General features: G+C 30.7%; 20 protein-coding genes, 2 tRNA genes and 4 pseudogenes. 18 read left to right on the forward strand and 8 right to left on the reverse strand.

What is annotated here, in order from left to right; genetic code table 11:
* Positions 1-1,504: 1,504 nt before the first annotated feature.
* Positions 1,505-2,830 (reverse strand): 30S ribosomal protein S12 methylthiotransferase RimO, encoded by a 1,326-nt coding sequence (rimO, locus tag TERY_RS17905; RefSeq protein WP_011613120.1) that lies wholly within the window; start codon positions 2,828-2,830, stop codon positions 1,505-1,507.
* 1,335 nt (positions 2,831-4,165) lie between these two features.
* Here rimO and TERY_RS17910 point away from each other — a divergent pair.
* Positions 4,166-5,074 carry an OmpA family protein gene (locus TERY_RS17910; protein WP_011613121.1) on the forward strand — a complete coding sequence of 303 codons (909 nt, stop codon included), beginning with the start codon at positions 4,166-4,168 and terminating at the stop codon, positions 5,072-5,074.
* 298 nt (positions 5,075-5,372) lie between these two features.
* Positions 5,373-5,810, forward strand: coding sequence for an NUDIX domain-containing protein (locus TERY_RS17915; RefSeq protein ID WP_011613122.1), 438 nt, complete (start codon positions 5,373-5,375; stop codon positions 5,808-5,810).
* A gap of 1,148 nt (positions 5,811-6,958) precedes the next feature.
* Here the strand turns inward: TERY_RS17915 and TERY_RS35325 are convergent.
* The 4 genes and pseudogenes from TERY_RS35325 to TERY_RS37375 all read right to left on the reverse strand — a co-directional run.
* A pseudogene (locus TERY_RS35325) lies at positions 6,959-7,294 on the reverse strand (IS630 family transposase); the annotation flags it as partial.
* 205 nt (positions 7,295-7,499) lie between these two features.
* Positions 7,500-7,787: a transposase family protein gene (locus TERY_RS37370; protein WP_370497270.1), complete on the reverse strand. Its 288-nt coding sequence runs from the start codon at positions 7,785-7,787 to the stop codon at positions 7,500-7,502.
* A gap of 206 nt (positions 7,788-7,993) precedes the next feature.
* Positions 7,994-8,368 carry a transposase family protein gene (locus TERY_RS17930; protein WP_011613123.1) on the reverse strand — a complete coding sequence of 125 codons (375 nt, stop codon included), beginning with the start codon at positions 8,366-8,368 and terminating at the stop codon, positions 7,994-7,996.
* A gap of 115 nt (positions 8,369-8,483) precedes the next feature.
* Positions 8,484-9,227, reverse strand: a pseudogene (locus TERY_RS37375) (transposase); the annotation flags it as partial.
* 127 nt (positions 9,228-9,354) lie between these two features.
* Here TERY_RS37375 and TERY_RS33475 point away from each other — a divergent pair.
* The 3 genes and pseudogenes from TERY_RS33475 (at position 9,355) to TERY_RS35330 (ending at position 10,112) form a co-directional block, all read left to right on the forward strand.
* Positions 9,355-9,483, forward strand: a complete 129-nt coding sequence (locus TERY_RS33475; RefSeq protein WP_370497272.1) for a hypothetical protein — start codon at positions 9,355-9,357, stop codon at positions 9,481-9,483.
* A gap of 22 nt (positions 9,484-9,505) precedes the next feature.
* Positions 9,506-9,931 (forward strand): annotated as a pseudogene (locus TERY_RS33480) (formylglycine-generating enzyme family protein).
* Positions 9,912-10,112, forward strand: a complete 201-nt coding sequence (locus tag TERY_RS35330; RefSeq protein ID WP_196797109.1) for a hypothetical protein — start codon at positions 9,912-9,914, stop codon at positions 10,110-10,112. The pseudogene TERY_RS33480 and the gene TERY_RS35330 overlap by 20 nt, the downstream one beginning before the upstream one ends.
* 358 nt (positions 10,113-10,470) lie before the next feature.
* Here the strand turns inward: TERY_RS35330 and TERY_RS33485 are convergent.
* Positions 10,471-10,794 (reverse strand): annotated as a pseudogene (locus TERY_RS33485) (C-terminal helicase domain-containing protein); the annotation flags it as partial.
* Positions 10,795-11,406: 612 nt separating this feature from the next.
* Here TERY_RS33485 and TERY_RS33490 point away from each other — a divergent pair.
* The 7 genes from TERY_RS33490 (at position 11,407) to TERY_RS17970 (ending at position 17,760) form a co-directional block, all read left to right on the forward strand.
* Entirely contained in the window at positions 11,407-11,544 is a 138-nt protein-coding gene (locus TERY_RS33490; protein WP_155994714.1) for a hypothetical protein, read from the forward strand.
* Positions 11,545-11,866: 322 nt separating this feature from the next.
* Positions 11,867-11,965, forward strand: a complete 99-nt coding sequence (locus TERY_RS33495) for a transposase (RefSeq protein ID WP_196797111.1) — start codon at positions 11,867-11,869, stop codon at positions 11,963-11,965.
* Positions 11,966-12,857: 892 nt separating this feature from the next.
* Positions 12,858-12,939 (forward strand) — tRNA-Tyr (locus tag TERY_RS17950).
* 25 nt (positions 12,940-12,964) lie between these two features.
* Positions 12,965-13,036 (forward strand) — tRNA-Thr (locus tag TERY_RS17955).
* A 2,322-nt stretch (positions 13,037-15,358) separates the two neighbouring features.
* Positions 15,359-16,309 carry a hypothetical protein gene (locus tag TERY_RS17960; protein ID WP_011613127.1) on the forward strand — a complete coding sequence of 317 codons (951 nt, stop codon included), beginning with the start codon at positions 15,359-15,361 and terminating at the stop codon, positions 16,307-16,309.
* A 75-nt stretch (positions 16,310-16,384) separates the two neighbouring features.
* Entirely contained in the window at positions 16,385-16,591 is a 207-nt protein-coding gene (locus TERY_RS17965) for a hypothetical protein (RefSeq protein ID WP_044136905.1), read from the forward strand.
* A gap of 479 nt (positions 16,592-17,070) precedes the next feature.
* Positions 17,071-17,760, forward strand: a complete 690-nt coding sequence (locus TERY_RS17970; RefSeq protein ID WP_011613128.1) for a hypothetical protein — start codon at positions 17,071-17,073, stop codon at positions 17,758-17,760.
* Between the two features lie 619 nt (positions 17,761-18,379).
* Here the strand turns inward: TERY_RS17970 and TERY_RS17975 are convergent.
* Positions 18,380-19,006 (reverse strand): precorrin-8X methylmutase, encoded by a 627-nt coding sequence (locus TERY_RS17975; RefSeq protein WP_011613129.1) that lies wholly within the window; start codon positions 19,004-19,006, stop codon positions 18,380-18,382.
* Positions 19,007-19,312: 306 nt separating this feature from the next.
* Between TERY_RS17975 and TERY_RS33500 the strand changes: the two genes are divergently transcribed.
* On the forward strand, positions 19,313-19,450 hold the full coding sequence (locus TERY_RS33500) for a hypothetical protein (RefSeq protein WP_155994480.1): 138 nt from the start codon (positions 19,313-19,315) through the stop codon (positions 19,448-19,450).
* Between the two features lie 547 nt (positions 19,451-19,997).
* Here TERY_RS33500 and TERY_RS17980 read toward each other — a convergent pair.
* Positions 19,998-20,651, reverse strand: coding sequence for an ATP-binding cassette domain-containing protein (locus TERY_RS17980; RefSeq protein ID WP_011613130.1), 654 nt, complete (start codon positions 20,649-20,651; stop codon positions 19,998-20,000).
* A gap of 524 nt (positions 20,652-21,175) precedes the next feature.
* On the opposite strand from TERY_RS17980, the gene TERY_RS17985 reads away from it, so the two are divergent.
* From TERY_RS17985 to TERY_RS18005, 5 genes are all read left to right on the forward strand, one after another.
* Complete coding sequence (locus TERY_RS17985; RefSeq protein WP_011613131.1) at positions 21,176-22,186, forward strand: Sll0314/Alr1548 family TPR repeat-containing protein; 1,011 nt, start codon at positions 21,176-21,178, stop codon at positions 22,184-22,186.
* A 477-nt stretch (positions 22,187-22,663) separates the two neighbouring features.
* Positions 22,664-23,116 (forward strand): DUF3531 family protein, encoded by a 453-nt coding sequence (locus TERY_RS17990; protein WP_011613132.1) that lies wholly within the window; start codon positions 22,664-22,666, stop codon positions 23,114-23,116.
* A gap of 33 nt (positions 23,117-23,149) precedes the next feature.
* Positions 23,150-23,581: an NUDIX domain-containing protein gene (locus TERY_RS17995; protein ID WP_011613133.1), complete on the forward strand. Its 432-nt coding sequence runs from the start codon at positions 23,150-23,152 to the stop codon at positions 23,579-23,581.
* Between the two features lie 3 nt (positions 23,582-23,584).
* The gene (locus tag TERY_RS18000) at positions 23,585-24,199 is read left to right on the forward strand and encodes a tetratricopeptide repeat protein (protein WP_011613134.1); all 615 of its coding nucleotides are present in this window, start codon (positions 23,585-23,587) and stop codon (positions 24,197-24,199) included.
* Positions 24,200-24,370: 171 nt separating this feature from the next.
* Entirely contained in the window at positions 24,371-24,652 is a 282-nt protein-coding gene (locus tag TERY_RS18005) for a DUF3288 family protein (protein ID WP_011613135.1), read from the forward strand.
* The last annotated feature ends 1,214 nt before the right edge of the window (positions 24,653-25,866 follow it).

The following is a 25,866-nucleotide window of genomic DNA, read 5'->3' on the forward strand; positions in this document are numbered from 1 at the left end:
ACATGAGGTAACACTAAAAATTATCCCTTAATCTTTTTACCCAAATTTTTCCAAAATGCTAGTGGCTTTTCGGACTTACAACTAGGCATTTTTCACACTTCCATAAAATTAAAACCTTTCTATATTTAAATGCTTTTAGAGTTAATCACCTAGCCATAAATAAAATATGGAAACCGAGGAAAGTACTAGATGGCCTACTATACTAACATCTGTATCCGATAAACTCCTTTTCTTATAAGATTTCAAAGCAAGTAGATTTAATCTTATCCAATTTTTGGACTCACATGTCTTTATTCGATATTAAATTCAGATAGCTACCAATTTAAGCCTGGACAGCCTAATAAAGGTTTAGGCCCACAGTGATAGAAGCTATTTGCAGAGGGGAACTTGTCCAGTGTTAGGTTGGTAACCGTTAAAATAATTAGGGTTTACTGAAAAACTCAACAGTACAAAGTTATCCTAAAAAAAACCAGTAGTTTTAAAGGCTGAAAGTATTATAGGAATTTGCTTACAGCATTTATATTTGTTTTGAGAAAGTTTCTAACCTTGAAATAGCTGTAAGCCAAAGCTCGCAAAGTTATTCCCATAATTTCCCGCAATAAAAGTGAAAAAGTATTTTTAGGGAGTAGAGAGTCAAGAGAAATATAGAATAGGTAAGAGTAATAATTATCCCTTAATCTTTCTGCGCAAGTATATCCAAAATAATAACTTTATGTGAGCTTTTTGAACTTAAAAGCTGAGGATATTTTCATTCCCAGACGGCTCAAGCTTTTATCTTTAAATCCTTTGATAGTTAATTAGCAAGCCAAGTCTCATTGATAATGAGAAGCAGGAGGGTACAAATAAATAGCCTATATGTATAAAATCTTAAAAGCCTTACCCACCAATTTTTTCATTTTTTATTTCCTAGTAGTGGAATTAAACTAACTTGATGATTTTTGATTACCTCAAAAGTATATACAAAAAAGACTTAATGACTTGGAACCTTCGGAGTCTTTTCACCTTTTAATTTAATAAAATCTACAAACTACCCGTACTACCTTAGTAGGAACTTACCAGAGAAGATTATACCCTAATTAGGATTATTAGCGATCGCTTTACAGAAAAATTTGGTTTAGAGCCTTACTCAATAGGGGACAACTTTATTTTATGGTCACCAAAAGTAGAAAAGCTCATGGGAAATATCTGAGCAACAGGTACAAGAGAACCAACTTTTTTTTTAGTTTGAACTGTATCCTTGTATTCTCTAAAAGTTGATTTAATAATTAATCTATTAAATGTCCCCCCAAATATAATCAATTTAGTTTCAACCCATAATTTTAAAATTTAAAAACCACTAAGAGAATTTGGGAAAAGACTTTTAGAATGAACCAAAACATACAGAAAATTAATATTTCCAGATTAGATATATCAAGGTCTTTAATCTCAGTGGACTCAATGAATAAATAATCCCAGTCAATTAATAAATAATCTAAAGTTTCAGCAAAATCTCTGGGCTCCGCCTTTAGGCCGCAGAGCTTATCAAACAACCATACAAATCGTAAATATCAGCATCTGTAATCATCACTGGAACAATACATCCTAACCTAGCTTCCCCTTTCACATAAATAAGTCCATCAACTTCTGGAGAAAACCGTGGGGATCGACCAATTAACTCTCCTGTTTGAGGATTTTCTTGTTCAATCAATACATCAACTAATTGCCCCACTAATTTTTGATTCTGTTGCCAAGATATGGACTGCTGAACTTCCATAATTTCTTGACGACGAGCGTCCATAACTTCTTGGGGCAACTGATTGGGCAAATTATAAGCAGGAGTTCCCTCTTCTGGAGAAAAAGTAAAGACTCCGACATGATCAAACTCATGACGCTTGACAAATTCCACTAAGTGTGAGTGATGTTCTTCAGTTTCACCAGGAAAACCTACTATAAAACTTGTCCGTAATACAGCATTAGGCATAGCTGTTTTTATTCTTTTAATTATATCATCATTAACCTGACCTTGCCAAGGTCTATTCATAGCCCTGAGAATTTCGGGATGAGAATGTTGTAGAGGTAAATCAAGATAAGGTAAAATATTGGGAGTATCTTGGATGGCAGTTATAACCTTGGGTGTCAAACCAGTGGGATAAGCATAGTGCATTCTAATCCAGGGTATATCAACTTTTCCGAGGGCCTCAAGCAGATCTGCCAATTTAGGTTGACCGTAAATATCAATTCCATAATTAGTTGTTATTTGGGAAATGAGGATGATTTCTTTCACACCCTGGTCCGCTAGTTTTTGAGCTTCGACGACAATAGATTCTATGGTGCGTGATCGTGCTTTCCCCCGGAGATGAGGAATAATACAGAAAGCGCAACGATAATCACATCCTTCGGCGATCCGCACATAAGCAACACCTTCAGATGTTGTGCGGTACCGGGGGGTAGTTTCGTCAGCGATGTAAGTAGGTTCTGCAGTAACTTCTTTGACACGATCCCCTTTTTCTACCCGTTGCATCACATCTACTATTTTATGATAATCACCAGTCCCCACCAGTGCTATTGCTTCTGGCAACTCAGCTAGTAATTCTTCAGGGAAGTGTTGTGCCATACAACCTGCGATGACTATTTTTTTATTAGCTTCAGCTAATTCTACTAAAGTTTTGACAGACTCTTCTCTAGCAGCTTGGATAAAACTACAAGTATTGACAACAACATAATCTGCTAATTCTTCGTTAGCATCTACTTCATAACCTGCCTGTACAAGTAAACCAATGATATGTTCAGTATCAATGCGGTTTTTTTCGCATCCCAGGTGAGTAAATGCAATAGTAGGTTTTGTCGACATTTCCGTTATATATCTCTATTAGCAACAGTTTTTTAATATAGCACATTTATCACATCAAAGTACTGAATTTTATCCTGAAGTAAAGCATTCAATTAAGTTAATTTACTTTGACTAAATTTTCCCAAAACAGTAATTTTAAATTTTGGTAATTGTCTTTTTTTGAAAATTTTATCTATTTCAAGTGTTAATGTATTGGGGAGTAAATTTTATTGCAACTATTTGATAGTTTTGATATCAGATAAGCACCATTATACTTATTATTTACCTACTCTATTTTGACGTGAAATATATAGTATAAGAGGTTTAGTCTCAAATATAGGTGTAATTAATTTTGTATACCTGCTTATTATCTAGGATAACTTCAACAAAATCAAGCCATAGATAGGTAAAATCTTTGATATCAAAAAGGAATAAATTCAAGGATATTAGCAGTTATAAGCATTTTTAGGGATTGAGGTAATTTTTATGTTCTTGAGTGACTTTGGCTGTTTTTTGTTTAGCTATAAAATCTTTAATTACTACTAGTTAATGTCTATATTTTTAATTTTTTTTTACTTCTAATTAACCATGTTTTTTTATATAAAAATTTATTTTTTTTATTAATTATTAGATAAAAATGAATTATTTTTTTTCATTTGTAACGTAAAAAAAGTATTATTTATTAGATAAAAAAATGCTGGGATTAATAAATATAAAATTTAGCTATAGATTGTTTAAGATTGCTTATAAAGATTGTATTTATGGATAAATAAATATAGCTTTTAAAATTTGTAATATTTTAGTTTTAAAACCTAAACTTTAACCACAATTTATAGATATTTTTATCCTGTATATTCATATATCTATAAGCTACATACATTTCATAACCCAAGCTAATTAATAACAATTTTTCAAGCAGTATAAAGAGATAAAATTAATCTCAAAATAGTCTCTAATTTTTTCTAAAGCTTTTGCTTATATAGAATTCTACAAAGACTTACAATAGCATATATATCTGACAATTATCAAAAATATTTAGTCAAAAGACGAAATGACTTCGACAATTTTTGGAGAGGTCAAATGCATAATTTTCTTGAATTGGTATAATAGCGTTTCACTATTTCAGGAGAGCAAAATTCAATGGAATATAAAGAACTTAAAAAAATACATTACGGTTTATATAGCTTCTCATAAAATCTTGCTATAAATGTTATAAACAAGGTCAAGAATCTTCAAGTTTTAACCACTACTAAAATTTGGTTTAATTGGGAGATTCTATCAACCCCAATCATTATATTGTCAGGTTAGTTCAATAAAAACAATAATACTAATCTATTTTGGAGTTATATTTTAGATATGAGTACAGAAAAACAAATAGATGACCAAACAGATGACCAACAAGTTTTAGGCCCTATAATTTTAACACTGTTTATGGGCTTGATGATCATTTGTGCCTGGGCTTTTGCTCGTCCTAACGCTTTTAAACGTCCCGATATTGATGTTCAATTAACTGAAAATATAGATTCGGAAAATGTAAATTCTCAAACAGAAGAAAATCAAGTAACAGAAACCTTAGAAACTGAAACAACTAAAACTACAACCATAGAAACAAAAGACGCCGAAACAACAACAACTGCTAAAATTATATATAAACCCTCAAAGGTAAACATAGAAACAACAACCTCTACAAAAAACCCTGCTACTGATAGGACAGAAACAACAACTTCTGCCCAACAACCTACTGCTAATACGAATAGGATAGAGACAAGAACTTCTAGGGATACCGAACAACCTACCACTGATAAGATAGAAACTACTACTAACACTATAGAATCAACTGCTGCATCACAAGCAAAACCTGAAACAGTCAGCGGTCAAACAGATATAGTGGCAACATCTGACTCACAAGAAAAATATTTAACTGAAGCAAAAACTTTAGGTCAAATTAAATTTGAGATCAATGAAGTTGAATTATCTTCCCCAGCAAAGCAAACTGTAAATAGTCTCATTCCAGAAATTAATAAATACGATCCTAATAGAGTTACCATTAAAGTTGAAGGTCATACATCTAGGGTTGGTGATGCTCAGTTAAATAAAGAAATTTCTCAAGACCGAGCAAATGTCGTAGTCGCATATTTAAAAGAGAAGAATTTACCACATCAGGTTATTAGCGAAGGAATGGGTTATTCTCAACCATTGCCTAATAGTAATCCTGCTAGCGATATAAATCAACGCACAGTAATTATTTTAATACCTGCTAATTAACTTGATCCTTTTCTGATCAAATAAATATTAATTCTTGACTAATAAATAAGGTCTCAAACTTCTGCTATTTCAAGAAGATTAAAAAAAATCAGATTTCAAGCCTGGGGTTTTAATGGTAAGTACTGATAACTGATAATTAATAATTAGAGAAATTAGAGAAATTAGATAACTGAAATAACTCTTATTTTGAAGCTGGCAGATTCCAATTTTTAGGATTTTTGCCAGTTTTTTTATGTTTAAATTTTATATAATTTAAAGCTGAATACTAGTTGCTAAATAGATAGGTATATTAAATTAAATGACTCGCAAAAAACCTTTTTCTCCAGAAGAGTTTAAACTTTTATATTCTCAAGTTCCCAGACTTGTTGTAGAAGTAATTGTGAAAACTGAAATAGGTGTGGCATTAACTCTTAGAAAAGATACTGCTTGGAATAATCTTTGGCATATTCCAGGAGGTACGGTTTTTTATCAAGAATATATTGAGGATGCTATTAAGAGAATTGCTGAAGAAGAGTTGAGTATTACAGTTGTAAAACAAAAGTTATTAGGATATTTAGAATATCCTAGTGAAGTAAAACAAAGGGGTTTTGGTTGGTCGGTAGGGTTAGTATTTTTATGTACTACTAATTCTCTCCTTCCTTCAGAAAATCAAGAAGGAGAAAAAATTCAACTTTTTGATTATATTCCCGAAAATATTGTTGAAGAACACAAAAATATATTAAATCAGCTTTTTTAGTTAAGTTGTACAAACTCCCCATCAAATAAAACAAACTTTTAAAATAGTTAGTAATAGTCAAAGGAGCGGTAATAAGAGCATCTAAATTAGCTAAAGTAAAATTCTAAATTATCAGTAATAGCCTGGTTAATTTTCTTACCTACTTACTCACTCCTATTATCAACTATTGGACTATCTTGGTCAAAATTCAAGGAGTTTCTCGGTTCTTGTAAAGCTCGAACGCAAGAAGAAATAAATCAAGTTATGAAAGAGGCGATCGCTTCACTTTACTGAAGATAATATCTTATGAAAGAAGCGATCGCTTTACTTTACTGACTAGTTGATAAAATATTCAATAAGATAGATCGATATCAAAACAAGTCCTTAACCATTGCTGAATTTAACCATAGTTTTAGAAACCTTCCGGGTTATGCTATTGTGCTTCTAATTTTTCGATTACATTTAGTGGAATTTAACTTAGCTTTCCTCCTAGATTTTTCTTTGGTTGTAGTAAAATATTTAGTCCACCTGTAGGATATTTACCTAACAATTTTTTTACTTTTACTCAATTGGGTTTTAATATTATCCCAATTTCTTTTACTATTTCTACTGTTTGAGTTTTCAACTAGTAAATAGCTTGAATTCTTTCCTTTTCTTGAGCTGTACTCGAACTTTTTCAAATTTTTTTGAGAGTTTCTACTGACCCATTGATCTCAATTTTTATTACTCCTGATATGGGGATACTTTCTATAATAAATAACTTCTAAAAATGTAGCCGAAGTTTATTAAATTGGTATTATATGATTTATCTAGATAATTTTATAACTAAGAATTAAAATGACTCAATATTTAAATCATAACTGTTTAAAAGTTAATGAGCCACAAGCAAATTTATGTACTGTGGTAAAAGATTAGTTTTAATAAAGCGTTATCGTGCTTTAAAAATCATTAGCCAAGGAATTTTTGGCAGGAATTTTAAATGCATAGATGAATCTAAATCTTCAAATAATTTTTGTATAATAAAACAATTTTTTCTTCTTTCAAAAGGAAGCAAAGATTTAGAAATAGGTACTAATCTATTTTTTCAAAAGTATGAATTTTTCTATTATTTTAGTATTGCTTAAATAATCCCTGAAGTTTTAGACTATTTTACTAGTAATATAGCAATCCTATTTAAGTTGTGGCAAAATTCCATACTGAAAAAGTTTTGGAAAATCAAAGATTTGAACGTCTGCAAAAAAAATTAAATTGCCACTTAACTATTTTAAAAGAACTACAAAGATGATAAAATTGCCTAATGAAGTTTTTGGTTTGTAACTAAATATCTTCTACAAAGTTTTTTATGGGGCATTCGGAGCAAATTTTAGACAATTTATCAACCATTTTTCTTCGGGTTTTTCTTAATTAATTAACATCAAATATTCTCGAAAATATTGAGAGTTATAATAACTTGCACCGACCCAAAATATTGCCAATCTTTTTCCCGGTCTTTGCTCTTTTAAATATTAGACATCTCCAAAAATTAACAAAGCCTTTCCTTGACTTGATCTTAGCCTAGTTGCCATATCAAGCATCTTTGGTCCTAAAATACGCAATCATAAATCTTTGAGATATTTTCTCTTACTAATTCAACATTTATTTCCCCCCATTTTCACTTTATTCTCTTAATTTATTATCTTCTTTTTATACTAAAATTAATGCTCCTATTCTTCATCTCACTAATCCACATACTACCATTATTACTTTCTCATAACTTTTCTCTTTTAATCTAAATCTTTCTCTCGCAATTCCAAATATTTTTAGTAATCTAATTACATGTTCTACGAATATTCTTTTTTGGGCTTTTTGTTGATTTTTCTCTTTTATTTCTTCTGGCATTTCTTTTTTTCTTGGTTTCTTTTTTGGTTTGCTTGTTCTTTCTGCTCCTTGATCTGCTTTATCCCCTTGAAAATATTGATTATCCTTAAATTTTTCCCGTTGTTTGTTTAATAAATTTATATCACTTAATGGTCCCCTTTATCCGATAATTACATCCACTATTTCTGTTCCTTTTGGCGTCGTTATTATTTGATTTTTAAAGGTATGATTTTTCTTGTTTCCTGAATAATATTTTTCTGGTTTTTCAGATTATTTTGGTCTTTCTCTACTTTGTTCTGAGCTATCTACTATTAATTCTAATTCCATTAACGCTTCTTTTACCCATTCTAATTCATCTTCTTTTTTTTGACTTGTTCTAATAAACTAGCTGGTAATAAATCTGGTAAAATATTTATCCAGTAATGGAATATATTATTGGCTGTTGATTCACTAACTCCAAAATTTATTCCTAATAATTGAAAACTTGGTATATGATGTAAATAATATAGCGTTAAAAATATTTCGTCTGTTTTAGTTAAAGTCTTTTTTCTGCCTCCACCTGGTTTAATTAATCTTATTTCTTTCTCGGCAATTACCTGGAAATTTTCTGATTCTTTGATAATTGCATTTTCTATTAATTGTGTTAGCTGTTCATAAGTAATCCCTATAATTCTTTTTATTTCTTTCGGATAATTATGAATGTACTCTAAAGTTTTATTCATTGGTATAGCTACCTAAATAAAATTATAAATGAACATGACAATCTTATCTTATTTTCTATTTTGGAGATGTCTATTTAACAAACTCCATAGTATTTTCAGTCTTTCCACTTCTTTAATTATTGCACAATAAATTCCTCAGTTTAATAATAATTTGCTCCATAATAAGTTTGTCTTTCTCTTTCATTTTTAATAGGAATTTCTATTTGTTTATCTTTTATTCCCCAAGAAGAATTTAGGAGATAAACCCATAATAAATGACATTCGTGAACCATAAATATTACAAACTTTTCAGCTTTTATTTATGATTGCCATGTGACCAATAGTTTCTCTATTTCTTTTTTTTTGCTTTCACTAATTCATCATTTTTAGCCGGATTTATATGAGTGAGTTTTTTTCCAAGTTATTCCCGCTTCTTTGAGTAAGTTATAATAACTTTGATTAGACTAAAAAAACACATCATATTGCTTCTTTAAATATTTTTCAAATCTTATAATCTTAAGTAACCTTGTATCCTCATCCACTCAATTATTTGCTCTTTTTCGACAACTTTTAAGTAACCTTGTATTCCAATATAATTGAAGCTTTAAACTTTCTACACAATGAAACATTACTTGATTTTTCCATTCACTAATAAAACTGCTGAGTTACATTTAATAATTCTTTAATTTCACGGTAGGATTTTCCCGAAAAAATCATTTTGACATGCCTTGGCTCTTTTTATTTCTTTTGACTATGCATGTTTTATTTATAAAATCGTCTAGTTCATCTAAAATATTCATTTTTTGTCTAGTGAAGTGGATATATTATTATTATATCTGTTGCGACCTATGCGCGGATTACTATAGTACACAATATATATTTCAATAATTTATTGAAAGAAAAAGTTTAAAAAATGAAATAGAAAAGTCATGTGCTTTTAATCAAAATTAAATATTAGAGTTGTTAATAAATATATTGCCTGTTTTAAAATTTATTTATTACAAATTATTCATAGAGATATTAAGTATAAAAATATTATAAGGAGAAGTAAAAATAATAAATTGTTATTAGTAGATTTTGGTTATACTAAATATCCTACAACGACCGCCATATCAAAAATAGGAACTGCAAAATAAAGTAATTATTCAGACTTTTTATATGAGCAAATACCCTGTTACTCAAGAACAATACCAAATCATTATGGGTAAAAATATTTCATATTTTAAAAGAGAAAACCGCCCTATAGAAAAAGTTAGTTGGAATGATGCTACAGAGTTTTATCAAAAGTTATCTAAGAAAATGGGTGAAAAATACAGTTTACCAAGTGAGAGTCAGTGAGAATATGCTTGCCATGCAAGAAGAACTACACCATTCTATTTTGGAGAAACTATAACATCTGATTGAGTTAACTACTATGGGCATTATACTTATGGCAACAGTTCTAAGGGAGAATTTAGAAGACAAACAACTCCTCGATGTCAATTTCCACCAAATGTTTTTGGTTTATATGATATGCATGGGAATATCTCGGAATTCTGTACTGATGATTTCCATCACAATTACAATGGTGATCCTAATAGATGAAACTTTTTGGATTATTAGTAATAAAAAAGATAATACTAAAATTTATAAAGTAATTTGTGATGGGTCCTGGGACGTTCTTCCTTTGAGGTATCGCTCTGCGAGTCGCAACGTCTATATCTCCGTCGAGGACGACTTCGATATTGGTTTTCGTCTTGTGAGTGTTCCCCCCCAGGACTCTTGAATAGCCCTCTTGCCCTCTTGCTCTTTTGCCCTATTTAGTCTCACCTAAGGCGAGTCGAAAATTTTTCCATAGAGCCGTATTGCTTATGTAGTATATGCTTGTTTTAGAGCAATTAGTGACTGTTAAATTTAGTGCTTTTCTTCATAGTACTTAGTTATTTGTTTTTGAAGTTTAGCAAGTTTATTGCTTTCAAAAGTGATGTTTTTTCCAGACAAAATAATATCAACAGTCTTAGACTTTGACTGAAGCAAAGCATCAACTACTTTGTCTATTTATCCTAGCTGAGGCTAGTAAATATTAGCAGTTTTTGTCTGACCAATAAAGCATCAACTACTTTGTCTATTTATCCTAGCTAAAGCTAGTAAATATTAGCAGTTTTTGTCTGACCAATTCGGTGAATTATGTCTTCTGCTTGTTCAGTGTCTCCAGAAGTCCAAGGCATGTCAAGAACAATTAAATTGCTAAAATTAGTTAAAGTTAGCCCAACACCACCAGCTTTCGTACTTCCTATGAATACCTCATACTTGCTTTTTTGAAAATCTTGAATATCTTGTGTAGGAATTAATATAGAAGAAGCACCTGTTAATTTTCTACAAGAAATATTTGCTTTCCTCAGTTTAGAATAAACGTCATTTATACTAGATAAAAATTCGCAAAAAACGACTACTTTGTGACATTCTGAAACTAAATATTCTACAGCTTCTAAGCACTAATCAACTTTAAGCTCAGAGTTACACTGTCTAAGAATATTAGTTTTAACTAAAGCTTAAGTACCTACCTTGATTTAATTAAAACTTACATTTTTTTGATGTAAACTCCAGATAAAAAAGTATTTAGAAAAATATTTTTTTTCACATAAAAGTTGTAGTAATAACAATTTAATAAACTTCAGCTAAACTTTTAAAATTTATTTGAGGTAGAAAACAACCATTTCAGGAGTAGTAAAAATTGAGATAAATGAATCAGTATAAACTCTCAAAAAAAATGAAAAAGTTATATTATATTTCAAGAAAAGGAAAGACTTTAAATTATTTACTGCTCGAAAAATTAAACATTATAAATAGTAAAAAAAATTGAGATAATTTTAGGATATAATCAAGTAACAGTACAAAAATAGTTAGGTAAACATCCTACAGGTAGACTCAAGTTTTTACTATAACCAGAGAAAAATATAGGAAAGAGACTAAGTTAAATTTCACCAAATGTCATCGAAAAATTAGGACCACAATTATAAATCCCAGAAGGTTTTCAAAGCTGTGGTGAAATCCAGAAGTAGTTAACAACTTATTTTGACATCTATCTATCTTATAGAACAGTTCATCAACTAGTCAGATATAAATTAAAAAGTAAATTAAAAGTTCCACATCCAAATCACATCAAACAAAATAAAGAAGCTCAAGAAAACTTTAAAAAAAACTCTCATCTCAACTAGAAGATAAAATTGCTGTTTCCCTATTAGTTTCAAGACGCAACTTTAATGAGATTAAAAACTATAACAGCTAAAGTCATTAATGCTTGTAGTGTTAAGCCCATTAGCTTATATCAATAGTTATTTAAATATCTATGGATTTATGGTGTAGTAGAACCAAAAATAGGAGATTCCTTCTTTGATAAATTTATTTATCCAGATACCCCTTGCATTGAAAAATTTTTAGAGCTTTTTTATCAAAAATATCCAGCCAGAAATTCTAATTACTTAACTAGATAGCAGGGGAGATTATCTAGGCAATAATTTAGGAAGTAATAATATTATTTTGCTATTCCAAACTCCTTATTTTCCAGAATTTAATCCCATTGAAAGACTGTGGAAAGACGTGAAAAAAATCTGGAAAAATAGATCTTTCAATTCCTGAGATTTCTTACGCATAATTCTAAGAAATAGATTAACTAAATTTAGTCAAAAATATATTGTTTCTTGTACAAGATATAATTTTATTCTTGAAGCATTATCTGTAGTTGGACTTTAAGAAATTAATATTAGAATCTAGTTTTTCCTAATTGAAGAGACAAAGACGTAGGGAAAGAAACAGGTTTAACGCCTAAAAAGCAAAAGATTAAAGAACACTTGAGGTCAAAGAATTTCTCGGTTAGTCAGAAAGAATACTTGTCCTTTAGCTTAACCAGCTCATAAGATAAGTCCCAAAAACTAGGGATAACTAAATGTAATCATGCAGGTTAAATTCCCGCCCTTCGGGATAGGTCCTTGACTTCAGTTGTTCAGAATTCGGTCAGTAACAACTTGGTCTAGAGTTGCTAGGAGGCTAACTGCAACAAGAAATGATATGCTGGAGATGAAATAACCCCAAATAACTCTCAGACCTCAAGCTCTGAGTAGGAAAAGTTTAACATAAGTCTTCTAGGGACAAAGATTACCCAAGCAAGCTTGTCTGAATAAATGTTCAAAATATTTAGACGTGGGGAGGTAAGAAGGTTGGTGGGAAACAGAAACTGTTGGAAAGGCAAATTTAGCGTCCAAGGTGTGAAGTAGAAGCTTTGCCCACTATAAATCAAAAATAAATGTCTTACAGGTCAAAATCCACCGTACTAAAATGTAAAACCCTAGAACTATTGAAACAAAGGTTTTTGAAGGGAGTATAGGACCCATATATTTATAGAAAAAAATCAACTCAAAAGTCGATCTATAAGGGCGAGACAATAGAGGTCCAATTTTTTATAAAATATTTTTTTCATAAAACTGTTGCAATAAATATTTTTTGTGTTATTATATATAGATGTGAATAACAAGGGTCGATGCCCGAGTGGTTAATGGGGGCGGACTGTAAATCCGCTGGCTACGCCTACGCTGGTTCAAATCCAGCTCGGCCCATTCACTAAAAGGATTGAAGAAAAACGCCCGTGTGGCTCAGTGGTAGAGCACACCCTTGGTAAGGGTGAGGTCACGAGTTCAATCCTCGTCACGGGCTTTGATATATATATGTATGAAGTTATTTCAAATTTGTAGTCTTTACTTATTTAATTGATCATCATAAATTTGTGAAGTATCAAAAAGTAATTTTTATTATGAATACTAATTCTGAAAGCTTTGATTACTTTATTCAAAGACCTTTGAAATACCAAAATTTTATTAATAAACTTAGGAAGCAATACTCATAGCATAAGTGTAAATCATAAATAGGATAGCTTCAACTAAAAATAATAAATTAGTCCCGCTCAAGAACCAAGAAAAAAGAAATAAGAAATATTATCTAATAACTGGGTACTTGATTAGCCGATAAAATTTCTAACTTATAAATAATTTGTGTTGCAAGGATTTAAAGCAATATTAATTAGTTGAGTCTATGCTCATTAAAATTGCCATAAATGTCTATTTATAAATCTAACAAAAGAAACTTTATATTGGAAAGGTTAAATTTTTCATTGTAAATACTTTAGCTATAAGGGATATTGCTATTATAATGGCGCCAACAAAATTTTGAGATTAAATTTGTTGAATAGTACAAGAAAAGTTATAAAGAGATTTAGGCAAATATAGTTCAAGTATTGACCTATGTCTTCATTGGTTTTTACTAGACATCAACTAAATATTTGACAAAACTTAATCATTAAGTTATTAAGTTTAATGGTACAGTAAAGACACCTGAAAGTTTAAGGCTAAATAACGATAATAAAGATTAATTAATGCTCGAATCAATCATGTAATTTTAGCTTATTGATTTACAAGATTAATACTGGAAGCTCATAATTCAACAAAATCATCGGTTATATCGTGAAATTCACCGACTGTGTTTCTGCTATAAAAATCTTTATCAATATGCTTATTATTTAATTCTTTAGTATTTTGTTTTTGAGAAAAATTATTATTAATTACAAAAACTGTACAAAACAGTAAACCCTATAAAGCTTCCAGCCAAAACCTCTCTACAAATATTGATAATTTTAGAGAGAAACTCGAAGACTTTTTCACCCAATTTATAAAGCTTATAAATAAAACCTATCAAAGTTGAAAAGCTAGCCTTGTCTATCTAGATATAAAAATAAAATAATAGGGATAAACATCCTAGTTTATACTGTACTTGGTCTTAGTAAACTTTAATTAAAACAAGGAATAATCAACTCTAGTAAAAATGAGATTTATTTGCCAACTAAAGTTGATACTTGAGAATTCAAACAAGTCCGCATCCTTTCTTGGCTTAAGTATAAGGAATAATCAACTATAGTAAAAATGAATGAGATTTATTTGCCAACTAAAGTTGATACTTGAGAATTCAAACAAGCCCGCATCCTTTCTTGGGTTAAATATTATGTGATTAAGGTAATTTATAAAGCTAAAAAAATAATATCTCTTAGAACAAAACCGTGTTGCTAGTATTGATATTGGATTAAAAAATTTAGCTAAATTTTTATGGAGTCTACAGCCGAAACTTATAATATAAGAGGAATTAATCCACTATTGATAAGTTGAAAATAGCTAAAATATATTAATCAAGACACTTAAATATTGTTAAAAATTTCCTACAATCTCTTATATCATAAAATTGATTAAGTAAGAGAATGAAAAACTTTATAATTAAATAAAATTTAAAATCAATGATTATCTCACTCATGGCGTCCCATTTAATTATTGAGAACCTAATGAATAAAATATAGAGGAACTTCGATAATTGGCTATAGTCCAGACTCGAAATAGAATGTTAACCGACTCGTATAATTAAGTAGATACGCATTAAAATTTTTTCCTATGTAAAAAACTGTCAATTTACTCTTAAATTAATTGTCTAGAGGAGCTTGTGGTTACTTGATAAAATTTTATATAGTTAAGCAATTTCTATGCCTACCTACTGAGGTTAATTGATTGGGTTATCTTATCAAGTTAAAATGGTAGAAATTAAAGTAATTATAACTAAGAAATCTTGTACCTCTAAATTCCATTTTATAGAGAAAAAAAAATTCAAGTTGATAAAAAAGGTAAGAAAAATCAAGCTACTTATTTACTATCTTTAGAGTAAAAAGAGGTTTTTACTGTCACACAAGCAAAGAATTAATCAAAGAGTAGTGTGAACGTTTAAGAGAGTATTATGAGAAAATTATTCGCAAACGCCTTTAATTATGGGAATTAGGAGGCAGTAACTAGGCCGGTTTCCCTGACTTAAAACTGTTGTGGTATCGTGGTATTGTAGTTAACACAATCAGGTTAATACCTGCAAAATAAGGATATGTCTTATGTGACTATATTTTTATAAACTATAGCAAAATAAATAAATAAACTATTTGTTGGGGAAGGTGGTATGACGCCTACAAAGTTGTCAGATTCAGAAAAATTAGAAATTATTGAACTGTATCAAACTACACAAGAGAATACTATTACTCTAGCAGACCGCTATGGAGTGAGTAGTTCTACAATTAGAAGGATATTACAAAGTAGCATACCAGAATATGAATATAAAGAGCTAGTTCAACAGAAGCAAAAGCGTCCATCTCGTTCCCCAAGAAATATCGGTCATGATACTGAGGAGAACTTGGATGAATCAGTAGATGGGGGTAATTTAGAGTTAGAAGAATCAGGTTATAGGGCAAATGAAGTAGATGGGATGGTAAAAAGACGACGCCGACGTTCTTCTTCATCTAGTGATGCTGAAACTGAAGAACTAACAGAATTGCCCAAATTGTCTTTGACTTCTGAATATACTGAGAAATCAAACAATGCATTTGAGGGTAGTTATGATTCCCCTACTAAAGAAATACAAGAGATTTTAGCAGTAGATTTACGAGAGAAACCTCAAAATTTAGATGATTTTGAGAATGATGATTTAGAAGATTTTGATGAGGAGTTTGATGATGAAGATAAGGATAAGCTTGAAGGAGAAGTTGAAGTTGAAGAAGTAGTAGACACTTCTTATAATATATCTATTCAGAATTCTAGTTACTCTGAAGTTAAAGTATATAATCTGACTGAGGCAGTTCTGCCAAAAATTTGTTACTTGGTAGTAGATAAATTTACAGAGTTAGTGACTAAACCGTTGATAGCTTTTGGGGAATTAGGACAAATACCTGTGGAAGAGTCTCAGAAAAAAACTTTACCAGTTTTTAACAATCATCGAGTAGCTCATCGATTTTCAGCCCGCAACCAAAGGGTTCTGAAGGTTCCTGATGGTAGAATGTTACAAAAAACTACCGTCTATTTGCAAGCGAAAGGAATTACTCGACTACTAATTGATGGTCAAGTGTACAAGTTATAATGAGAACTAAAGAAGTGTTGAGGAAAAATCAATTAATCGTGAATTCAAAAAATCCTGCTTTGTAGCTAAAGCATTATGTCTGCAGCATATCATTTTGGTGATTACCTGATCAGCTTATCAGTTTTTCCGACTGAAGTTAAAGACTTGATAGCAAGTCTGGGCATAAAAGCAGGCTGGTCCTATCTACCAATACCTTATTTAGAGAAAGGCTGTAACTTGAAAAAAGACCTTCTCACATTTGGTGGATTTGATATGAGACTTGATGTTTTTTTTCAGTACTAAAACTAAGCCAAATTTATAGTTTCTCCTAAAATCAAAAATTTTTTTGATGATCTTTTATTTGTTCAAGATGAAATAAGGATGGCAAGATAATTGAACTAATGATAACTCCTATACTCACGCTAAAGGACAATATTACTCCTATAGGAATCTCGATAGATTGGAAACTGAGAAATTTTAAAGATATTGGCGTAGCATTCTGAACTGAGAGTATTGCAATAGAGCTCACCCAAAGTGCCAGGATTATACTGCTGATAATTGGCGGGATCAACTTTTGCATAAGGTATTTGTTTGATTAATATAAATAATTATAATTTAATCCTACCATGAATAATCAAAACAATTAAACCAATTTTACCTTAAGAATATATAGTTTCCCAATCCTCCAATCCTACTCCCTAATATGTGTATTTACTTAATTGAGTAAGAAACTGCTGTAAATTACATATAAATTTAATTAATCTACACTTTTAAACTGAGAAATGCTAGTTCCTTTAACACGTAAAACATTTGAACAATTAATTCCAATTGTAGCTACAGGCGATCAATATAAATATTATTGGGGTAGGTTATCTGAAGTTTTGAAACGAGCTTTAATTTCTGCTGTTTCAGTTTTGGTAATTGTTTTAATTAATGTGCTTGTTCATGATGATGGTGATCCTTTATTCTTATTGGTTGGTATTACTGCTGGTCTTTATTGGTTCTGGGGACCTGTTTTATTAGCTAGTTTTCAGAATGTTGAATTGAGAAGATACCCATATAGTGGTTTATGGCAAGGAAAGGTTTTCGATGTATATCTTAGTGAAGAAGTAGTCGGTCAAGAAGAAAAAGTTAATAAAAAGGGGGAATTAATAATAGTAGAAAATTTAGAGCAACGAATAAATTTAGAATTGCAGGATAAAACAGGGTTTAAAGTTGAAATACAAGCTCCTCTACGTCGTTATCATCAAGGTATTTCTCGAGGTCAGATAGCTGTAATGTTGGTAATGTCTTATCAACAAGATTTAGAGAAAATTGCTAAATATTCAGATGTTTATCTTCCTACTGTAAATTTATGGGTTAGTAATTATCCATATCTTAGAAAAGATGTGTTTGTTGAGGTAATTAATCAGGTGCGTTCATCTCGCAGAAAAAATAAACAACATCAACAACCTAATTTTAAATTTGAGTAATAAATGCTAAGTAAGCATTCAGCTATTAGCTGTCAGCTTTCAGTTTTTTTTTAGTGAATAAAGCAAGCTTTCCCATTCACTTATACTACATTTAACTAATTATTATAAATCTCTCAATTGCTTTTTCCTCCTTTTAGGATAAATATTGCGCATAGCGAATAAATGATCGCTGAATGCTTATAATGCCCTAAATATTTCTGATAGTTGAGTGCTGAATAAGTAAGTCGGTGTTGAAATTGGTTGCTATGTAACAAAATGTAAATTGACTTCAAATCAACTCTGTAGAGGAACTTGAAGTCAGTCTACAAACCTTAATATAGCTAATTTTTTCATGCCTACCTACTTACTTGCTATTAATTAAGAGTTACTGATTAAATCTAAAAGCATTGACTGATATTGAATTCAGCTTTTTTTTAGCCTTTAAAAATTTCCTGGTTGTCGGTATCTTGAGCTGAAAAAGTTATCATTTTTTTTTGCCGAAAATGGCAGAGGTAAGCCAGGGGAAAATAGATCCGACTACCTCCTCCATAAATTCCCCGTTTCTCTTAATTGTAGGGACTTTAGATGCCAAGTTCCTACCTATTCCTCTACTCCTTAAAAAGACAAAGAAGAGCACATCCTAATTACCTGGACTTTTTTGGCCATAAGCCTGCCAGGCCAAGTCTACTAAACCATTAATAATAGCAACTGCTACCACAGCACTACCCTTACGGCCATCAATTCTAATGTGAGGAATCATCGAATCATATAAACGTGACTTAGCTACATCCACCCCTACAAAACCAGAAGGAGTCCCAATAACTAAAGCCGGTCTAATTTCGTCGGCTTCAATTAAATCAACAATTGCACAGAGAGCAGTTTGAGCCTGACCAATAACAAAGATGCCTTCTGGATAACGTCTAGCTAAAGTTTCAATTCCCCAGGCAGCGGTAGTTTTTTCCTTCTGGGGTCTAGTAATAGCATCCATTGAACAGTAAACAGGGTTAACAAAGGTATTTTGGATAACTGGGGTAATACCCACTTGTAACATTGGCACATCCACTACAATGGTTGTACGGGCTGCTAAAGCAGCAGCTCCAGACTGTAAAGCATGTTCAGAAAAACTAACCAGAGACTTATATTCAAAGTCTGCCGTAGCATATATTACCCGTTTAACTATCTCATACTCTGCGGGAGATAAAGTATGAAGACCGATTTCCTTGTCAATAATTCTTAAGCTTTGGGCGTCTGTAATATGCCATTCCATATCAGATTAATCCCCTATATTATAGTTATAGTTAGAATAGTTAGATAGAGTTTTAATTGGGCTATCGTCAACTATACTTCACTTAAACTAAACTAATATATAAATGCTCAACTGTTGTAGATTTTTACTAATCTCTACCTTGGTTGATAGTAGGTTAGTCCCTAATAATTCATTCTTAGTTGTGGCTAAATAGAGGAAAAAAAATAGCCCCAACCTAGACATAGCAATAATTTCAAGTCTTTTTTTACTTGCTAATGGCTAAAACTTTTACAAAACAAGCTTTTTGGTAATTTTTCAAGTGATAAAGTGACAAGTCTAATACTAAAATCAAAAGCCAACTCATTACCTGCACCAGGAATTATTATTTTAGACAAGATTTATCAAATTTTCTATGAAGTTGCTAGTGGAGATATTTTTGCTAGAAGAAGGAAGAGCGCTAATTAGAAGTCGGAGCTAAAATTTCGCTGCTAAAATTTCGCTGGCTATAATGTATTTGATTTTTTTCTTCCTGCTCCTACCAGATAGATCCCCAACCAGACGGCTAATCTTGTTGCCAGAACTATGTCCACAAGCATTGACAGTTAAGCCAACTATTAGCAGGATAGGGATTTAATTTGAGCGATCAGCTTCTGATTACCTTTAACTTTTAACTTTTATCTAAAAGGACTTACCAAGAGCTACTTTATATCTGATTAATTAACGGTCGTTGACCACTAAATATAGTATATGATTTGATATTTGGGATATTACCCTAAATCAATAACTCCTGTAATAAATTTAGGAGATATTTATAATAGTAAAAGACTAACTCCATTAACTTCAGAATTAGATTATTAACTTCAGAATTAGATTTAATTGAATAACTTAAAGCTAAGGAGGAGTTAAAAATAAATACTATTAGATAGTAGGAATTTGATTTGAGCGATCGCCTTGATAAATTTTAACTTTTATATAAATTTTAGGAGATATCTATAAAAAAATACTACCTCCATTAACTTTTAATTTCTAATTTATCCTGTGACTTTTCCTCCAAATGACCCTTATTTAAGATCCAGTATTTATCTGCTATTGATAAAAGGTCACTAGAATCATGAGTGACAACCAATAAACTCCAATGATTTTTTAGTTTAGCTAATAAATTTACTAGTTGTTTTCGTATTGACCAATCTAATCCAGCAGTTGGTTCATCTAACATTAAAAGATGAGGTTGCCTAATTAATTGTACTGCCAAAGCGAGACGTCTTTGCTGACCCCCACTTAATGCTTGGGGCGAAGTGCTTAATGGCAACTCCTGAAGTCCTACTTCTTCTAAAGCGGAAGATATTTGTTCTAATCGTAATTCTGGATGACCTAATCGTAATTCTTCTAAAATAGTACTGCCACAAAAATGTCTTTCTGGGAATTGAAATACTAAACCACCTAGTTGTTGTAAATTTTCGGAGGTTAATTTTTGCTCTCGCCAGTATATTTCTCCTTGGGAGCATTTAGCTAGGCCGGCTAATATTTCTAATAATGTAGTTTTGCCCGAACCACTACGACCGATAATTAAACCCATTTCTTTGGGTGCTAGTTCCATATTAATGTTTTCGAGGATAGGGATAAGGCTAGCTGCTGGATGATAATATAGGTTTTTTAGATGTAGCATTTATAAGTCAAAGGGTCTTTTAGTTTGAAGATATGTGGAAGTTACTGCTCGACGAACTCAAATGAATTATGCTCATCGAACTGGAAATATTTAGTCGATGAGAATTTGTCTCAAGCTCAGAAGATTAAAGTTGTTTAAGATAACTTCAATACTCATGTGAAGGTATCTCTCTACAAAGCATTTATCCCATCTGAAACCTGTAGGATTTTAAACTTGTTGAAATTTTATTATACTCCCAAACATGGCAGTTGGTTGAAGATGAAAGAAATAGAGTTAAGTGCATATTACCGATAATGCTTAGGGGGAAGAATTTATTCTCCAGAAGTTTTCAAAGAGGAAGTGACAGCTTGGGAAAATTGAAGAAATGAAAGGGCTTCGGTGGTAGATTGGTAATTTATCTCCAAGGAGGCTCAGGTTAAATTGAAGCAGTTATATCTGTCAATTACTTTTGACAGACCAATAGCCTAGCTGAAGTAATAACAATTTGTTCAATTGAAAATCATAGTTAGTATTAAATAGGACTTATGCTAAAAACATTATTTAGCTGGTGTAAAAATTTTCCAGTATTGAAGAAAATATCAGTTTTTTATAGTGTAACTTTAGTTGGTTTCAACTTTTGGGTAACTCCAGCTATAGGAGATCCATTTCGTAAAATAAATCCTATTGAAATAGGAGAAAAAACCGAAGCAGCTTTTGAAGCTATGTTTGAAGAAGGAAATTATAAAGAAGCAAGAGACTATCTTAAAATAGCTGAATGTGAAGAGATAGGTGAGCCTCTTATTTATGCTATGATTTCTTCCTTGCATTACTTAGATAAAAATTGGGATTCACTAAAATTATATGCTCAAAAAACTACTGAGGTAGCAGAAAATTTAATTGCAATTGATCCAGTTCGTGGTAATATTTATGCTGCAACAGGTTACTTTCTAGAAGGTGCTTATATTATATCTACTGAAGGTACATTAAAGGGAGCCCCAAAAGCTTTAGAAAAACTTAGAAAAGTTTTGAGTCATTTTGAGTCAGCAGAAAGAATAAATTCATCGGACCCAGAGTTAAATTTGCTCAAGGGATATATGGATTTAATGTTAGCAGTAAATTTGCCATTTTCTGACATTAGTAAAGCAATAGAAATATTAGAAAATAAAGCTTATCCTCATCATTTAGCTTATCGGGGATTGGCAGTAGCTCATCGAGATTTAGATGATTTCAAAAAAGCTCTACAATATGTAGATAAAGCTTTGTCAGAAGTTCCAGAAAATCCAGAGGTACATTACCTAAAAGCACAAATTTTAGTTGCTCAGGCTCGGGAGAAAGATAACAATTTATCTCTTAGAAAAAAAGCTAAAAAAAACTTTGATAAAGCTTTGGCAAAGTCAGAACAAATGCCGAGACGTTTGGTAGCACAAATATTTTTTGAACAATGTAAAAATATTAATAATATAGATGATAGAAAACGAAGTTGTGACTCAATGCGAGATATAATTAGAGATGGTTCAGGTACATGGGGGCCTCAAGAGTTACCAGCTCTTCGCTAATTCTAAATTTAATTAAAATTAATTTATCATAAATTTTTATACTGGTGAGCTAGACATCTCCAGTTTTTAGGAAACAGAAAATAGAGAATAGGAGAAACAAAATAATAAAAATAAATTTATACTCAAAAAATGAGTAAGTTTATATCTTAACTCAATAGTTTGTAGCTAGAAAGTTTGATTTATATTGGTCAGGTTTCTGTTTTTTTATACGTCTATCTATGGAAGTATAAACAAATTTTGGCTAATTACTTTGTAAGTTTAATACAGGAGTTATAGTAAATTGTCTGAAAAACTTTAGAGTTTAATTGCAGACTTAAAAAACTATTTAAAAATCTAGTTTTCTCTATTTCATAAATCACTGAATTATCTGTAAAATTTATAGAAAATTTTATATAAGTTAAGTACAATATTATCAGAAAAAATGTCGGTAGGATAGAGTTGTCTCTATTAATTAGGAAATTTATTTGTTAAATATTTATGGAAGTACAATTTCGGGAATTTAATCCTTTTGATGTGTGGATTTGGTTAGAGTTTAGTACTGTTCCTTCTATGGCAGAAAAACATTACATAGAAGAACTATTTGATTCATGGTTTTTATTAGGTAAATTGGGTGGTTTTAATGCTGAAAATTTACAAGTTCAAGAGGTAGGAATAGAGATTAGTTATATGGAATATAGTTATAATGTTGCTAGTCAAAGTATGATGGCTGTTATGCACAATATGGGAGATGTAGAATATGAAGGATTATGGGGTCGTTGTTGGTTTGACTTGGGAACTAGCGATGCTTTAGCAATTGATATTTTGGTGAATAGTTTTCAACAGTTAAGTAAAGAGTTGGTCAAGATAGAAAAACTGATTATTGGTGGTCAAAATGAAGATTGGCTAGTACCAGAAAATAATTATGAAAAGGGCTGGTTTGATGAAAATTAATTGTATTGTCTCTTTTATTTATATGATAAAATTATGAGTAAAAAGAATAAAATTAGGGTGCTAGCTTTGGGGTTAATTAGGGATGGTGATCGCTTGTTTATTTCTCAAGGTTATGATTCTATAAAACAGGAAACTTTTTATCGGGTTATGGGTGGAGGTGTTGATTTTGGAGAATATAGTCGCGATGCTTTACAAAGAGAGTTTAAAGAAGAGATTGAAGCTGAGTTGACTAATATTAAATATTTGGGTTGTATGGAAAATATTTTTATGTTTGATGGAGAGGAAAGACATGAATTAATTCAATTATATAAGTGTGATTTTGCTGACTTTAAGTTTTATCAAATAGAGGAGTTAACTTTTTGGGAAAAGGAACGAAAAAAAAAGGCGCTCTGGGTTTCAATAGATAGATTTAAATCGAGAGAGTTGAAAATAGTTCCAGAAAATTTTTTAGAATACTGCGATTAGAATATGAATCAAAATTTACAAGATAAAAACACTTTTCAACAGAATAATAAATCTCAAAATTATAGCGAATTAAGTCAAGTAACAAACTATTACTCAGAGTTAAGTAAATATGAACAAGATGATGTTGATACTATTAATAAGTTAGCGGAGACTTATTATAATAAAAGAAATTTTACATCAGCGATCGCTCTTTGTCACAAAGCATTAAAAAAACAAGCAAATTTTGCTCCAGTCTACAAAACTTTGGGAAATATTCTACAAGCACAAAATAAAATAGATGCTGCTATTCGTGCTTATTCATTAGCCATAAAAATTAATCCAAATTTTATTGAAGCTATTGTCAATTTAGCCAGTATGTTTTATAAGAAAGGGCAAATTGATGCAGCAATGATTAATTATAGAAAAGCAATTAAAATAAAACCTGATTTCGGGGTAGCTTATTGGAATTTAGGGAAGGTTTTAGAGCAAGAGGGCAGATTTTATGAGGCATTTTTTTTTCAAGAAAAAGCTTTAAAACTCCAGCCAAGTTTAGTTGATAATACTCAAAATAATCATCAAGATAGTCATTTTCAAAAGTGGAATAATTTAGAAGGTAAAATAGGTGGTGGTACATTTTAATGGAAGTCTATTATAATTATTTTGCTCAAGAACAAAGGAAGTATCCTTTGCGGTAGTGTTGTTCATCAATATCTAGCATTTTGCGAGTAGGAGAGCCGAATAGGTTTTCTTAGAAATTTGAAGGACTCATAATTGAATTACTCTTACTCTTTTTCTTTCTTCCTTAGTTTTATGAAATCAGAAGAACAACAGCATCCTCAATATCATAAAGATAGAGAAATAGTTAATACCCTATTAGCAGAAGAAAATACTTCTTATAACTTAGCAGAATTAGCAAGATTAAAAATTCGTTATCAAGGTTTTCCTGGAGCAAAAGATATTCAGAAAGATCTAGAGGAAGTATTAGCAAAGTGGAAAATAACTGAAGAAAAACTTTATGAAAAAACTCGTGATATTCATCGGAAAGGTAAGGCATATAAACAGAAAAATACTGACAAAGAAGATTGGCTTTAGGTCAGCTATCAGCTATCAGCTATCAGCTTAAAATAGATTTTTTTGATTTTTAAAAATTTAAAATTATCAAAATTTTACTCTATCTTACTAGATAGTATTTTTAGTATTTTAAGACTGAAAAAAACTATAAATTCTGACTGAATTTTGGTTTTAGTCTTTTTTTTCTTAATTCCCAAAAATTCTAATAACTATAGCAATATACAAATAGAGTAGAAACATTTATATAGCATTTTTCAAGGAACAGTCAGTACAGTTTTTTTATTCTTTTTTCTACCCTATTTTCCTTATTTTACTTGCTTACTATTCTTTAAGGGATGTTGCATACAGCTTCCCTACTAAAACAAATAAATTTTGTACCTTAACAGTGTGGAAACTGCTATATAGTAAAGTGTGCTTGTATATTTACAATTTTTGTTATAAAGACTTACTTTAGAGGGTTTAAACTGTCTTTAGAGAATTTGAACCAATATGCCAGATATCACTGCTATAAATACTCATACTTATAGCAGCGACTTCTAACTTCTGACTTACGTGTCGCTCTATATTTTTGATTTGAGCAGACCTGAAGATTTATTTTTGTAGATACCTTCCTGAAGATTTATTTTTATAGATACCTTCTTATCAATTCTATTTTTTTCTATAAATATGAAACTTTTGGCTATTATGTATAGTTTCAAAAATGAATCTAGCTTGTTCCATAGTTTCTTCTTTTTTCCATTGTTTAATGTAATTCAATTTCAGTTTTTGTTGAGCTAATATTTCCCAATTTTTTTTGCGCTAATATTTCTCAATTTTTATTGAAAAAATAATTTTTATCAATGGATTTAATGTCGTCATTTTTCCCAATTTTTTATATCTTCTGAGAGTAAAGAATTCTTGTAGCTAGATTTTGTTGATAATTTTTATGTTCTTCTTGAATACTTAATAGTAATAAACCGTTTTTATACAGGTGTTTAGCAATATTAATAATCTCTTAATCTCCTCATCAATATCCTTTGTATGACTTCCTAAGTCTATCTGATCGTCTTGTTTGTTTATTTACCAAACCCCTCCATTATAAATAGCAATATCAAAAGTTTCTTGGAGATCCATATCATAGACATCTGCTTCTACTAATTTTCCCTATTTTCCTAATCTCTTTTTATCAATGTCAAGCATTGATGAGGTAGTATTTACTCCCATAAATTCAACCTTGGGAGTAAGTAATCTTAATT

This window comes from Trichodesmium erythraeum IMS101, from assembly GCF_000014265.1.
In the GTDB taxonomy this organism is placed as follows: Bacteria; Cyanobacteriota; Cyanobacteriia; order Cyanobacteriales; family Microcoleaceae; genus Trichodesmium; species Trichodesmium erythraeum.

Excerpts from the sequence above, each read along its gene's own strand:
- TERY_RS17975 (WP_011613129.1), bottom strand. The coding sequence starts at position 19,006 with ATGGAATGGCATATTACAGACGCCCAAAGCTTAAGAATTATTGACAAG.
- TERY_RS17970 (WP_011613128.1), top strand. The coding sequence starts at position 17,071 with ATGCTAGTTCCTTTAACACGTAAAACATTTGAACAATTAATTCCAATT.
- TERY_RS17960 (WP_011613127.1), top strand. The coding sequence starts at position 15,359 with ATGACGCCTACAAAGTTGTCAGATTCAGAAAAATTAGAAATTATTGAA.
- TERY_RS17980 (WP_011613130.1), bottom strand. The coding sequence starts at position 20,651 with ATGCTACATCTAAAAAACCTATATTATCATCCAGCAGCTAGCCTTATC.
- TERY_RS35330 (WP_196797109.1), top strand. The coding sequence starts at position 9,912 with ATGGTGATCCTAATAGATGAAACTTTTTGGATTATTAGTAATAAAAAA.
- TERY_RS17985 (WP_011613131.1), top strand. The coding sequence starts at position 21,176 with ATGCTAAAAACATTATTTAGCTGGTGTAAAAATTTTCCAGTATTGAAG.
- TERY_RS17965 (WP_044136905.1), top strand. The coding sequence starts at position 16,385 with ATGTCTGCAGCATATCATTTTGGTGATTACCTGATCAGCTTATCAGTT.
- TERY_RS18005 (WP_011613135.1), top strand. The coding sequence starts at position 24,371 with ATGAAATCAGAAGAACAACAGCATCCTCAATATCATAAAGATAGAGAA.
- TERY_RS18000 (WP_011613134.1), top strand. The coding sequence starts at position 23,585 with ATGAATCAAAATTTACAAGATAAAAACACTTTTCAACAGAATAATAAA.
- rimO (WP_011613120.1), bottom strand. The coding sequence starts at position 2,830 with ATGTCGACAAAACCTACTATTGCATTTACTCACCTGGGATGCGAAAAA.
- TERY_RS17910 (WP_011613121.1), top strand. The coding sequence starts at position 4,166 with ATGAGTACAGAAAAACAAATAGATGACCAAACAGATGACCAACAAGTT.
- TERY_RS17995 (WP_011613133.1), top strand. The coding sequence starts at position 23,150 with ATGAGTAAAAAGAATAAAATTAGGGTGCTAGCTTTGGGGTTAATTAGG.
- TERY_RS17990 (WP_011613132.1), top strand. The coding sequence starts at position 22,664 with ATGGAAGTACAATTTCGGGAATTTAATCCTTTTGATGTGTGGATTTGG.
- TERY_RS17930 (WP_011613123.1), bottom strand. The coding sequence starts at position 8,368 with ATGAATAAAACTTTAGAGTACATTCATAATTATCCGAAAGAAATAAAA.
- TERY_RS17915 (WP_011613122.1), top strand. The coding sequence starts at position 5,373 with ATGACTCGCAAAAAACCTTTTTCTCCAGAAGAGTTTAAACTTTTATAT.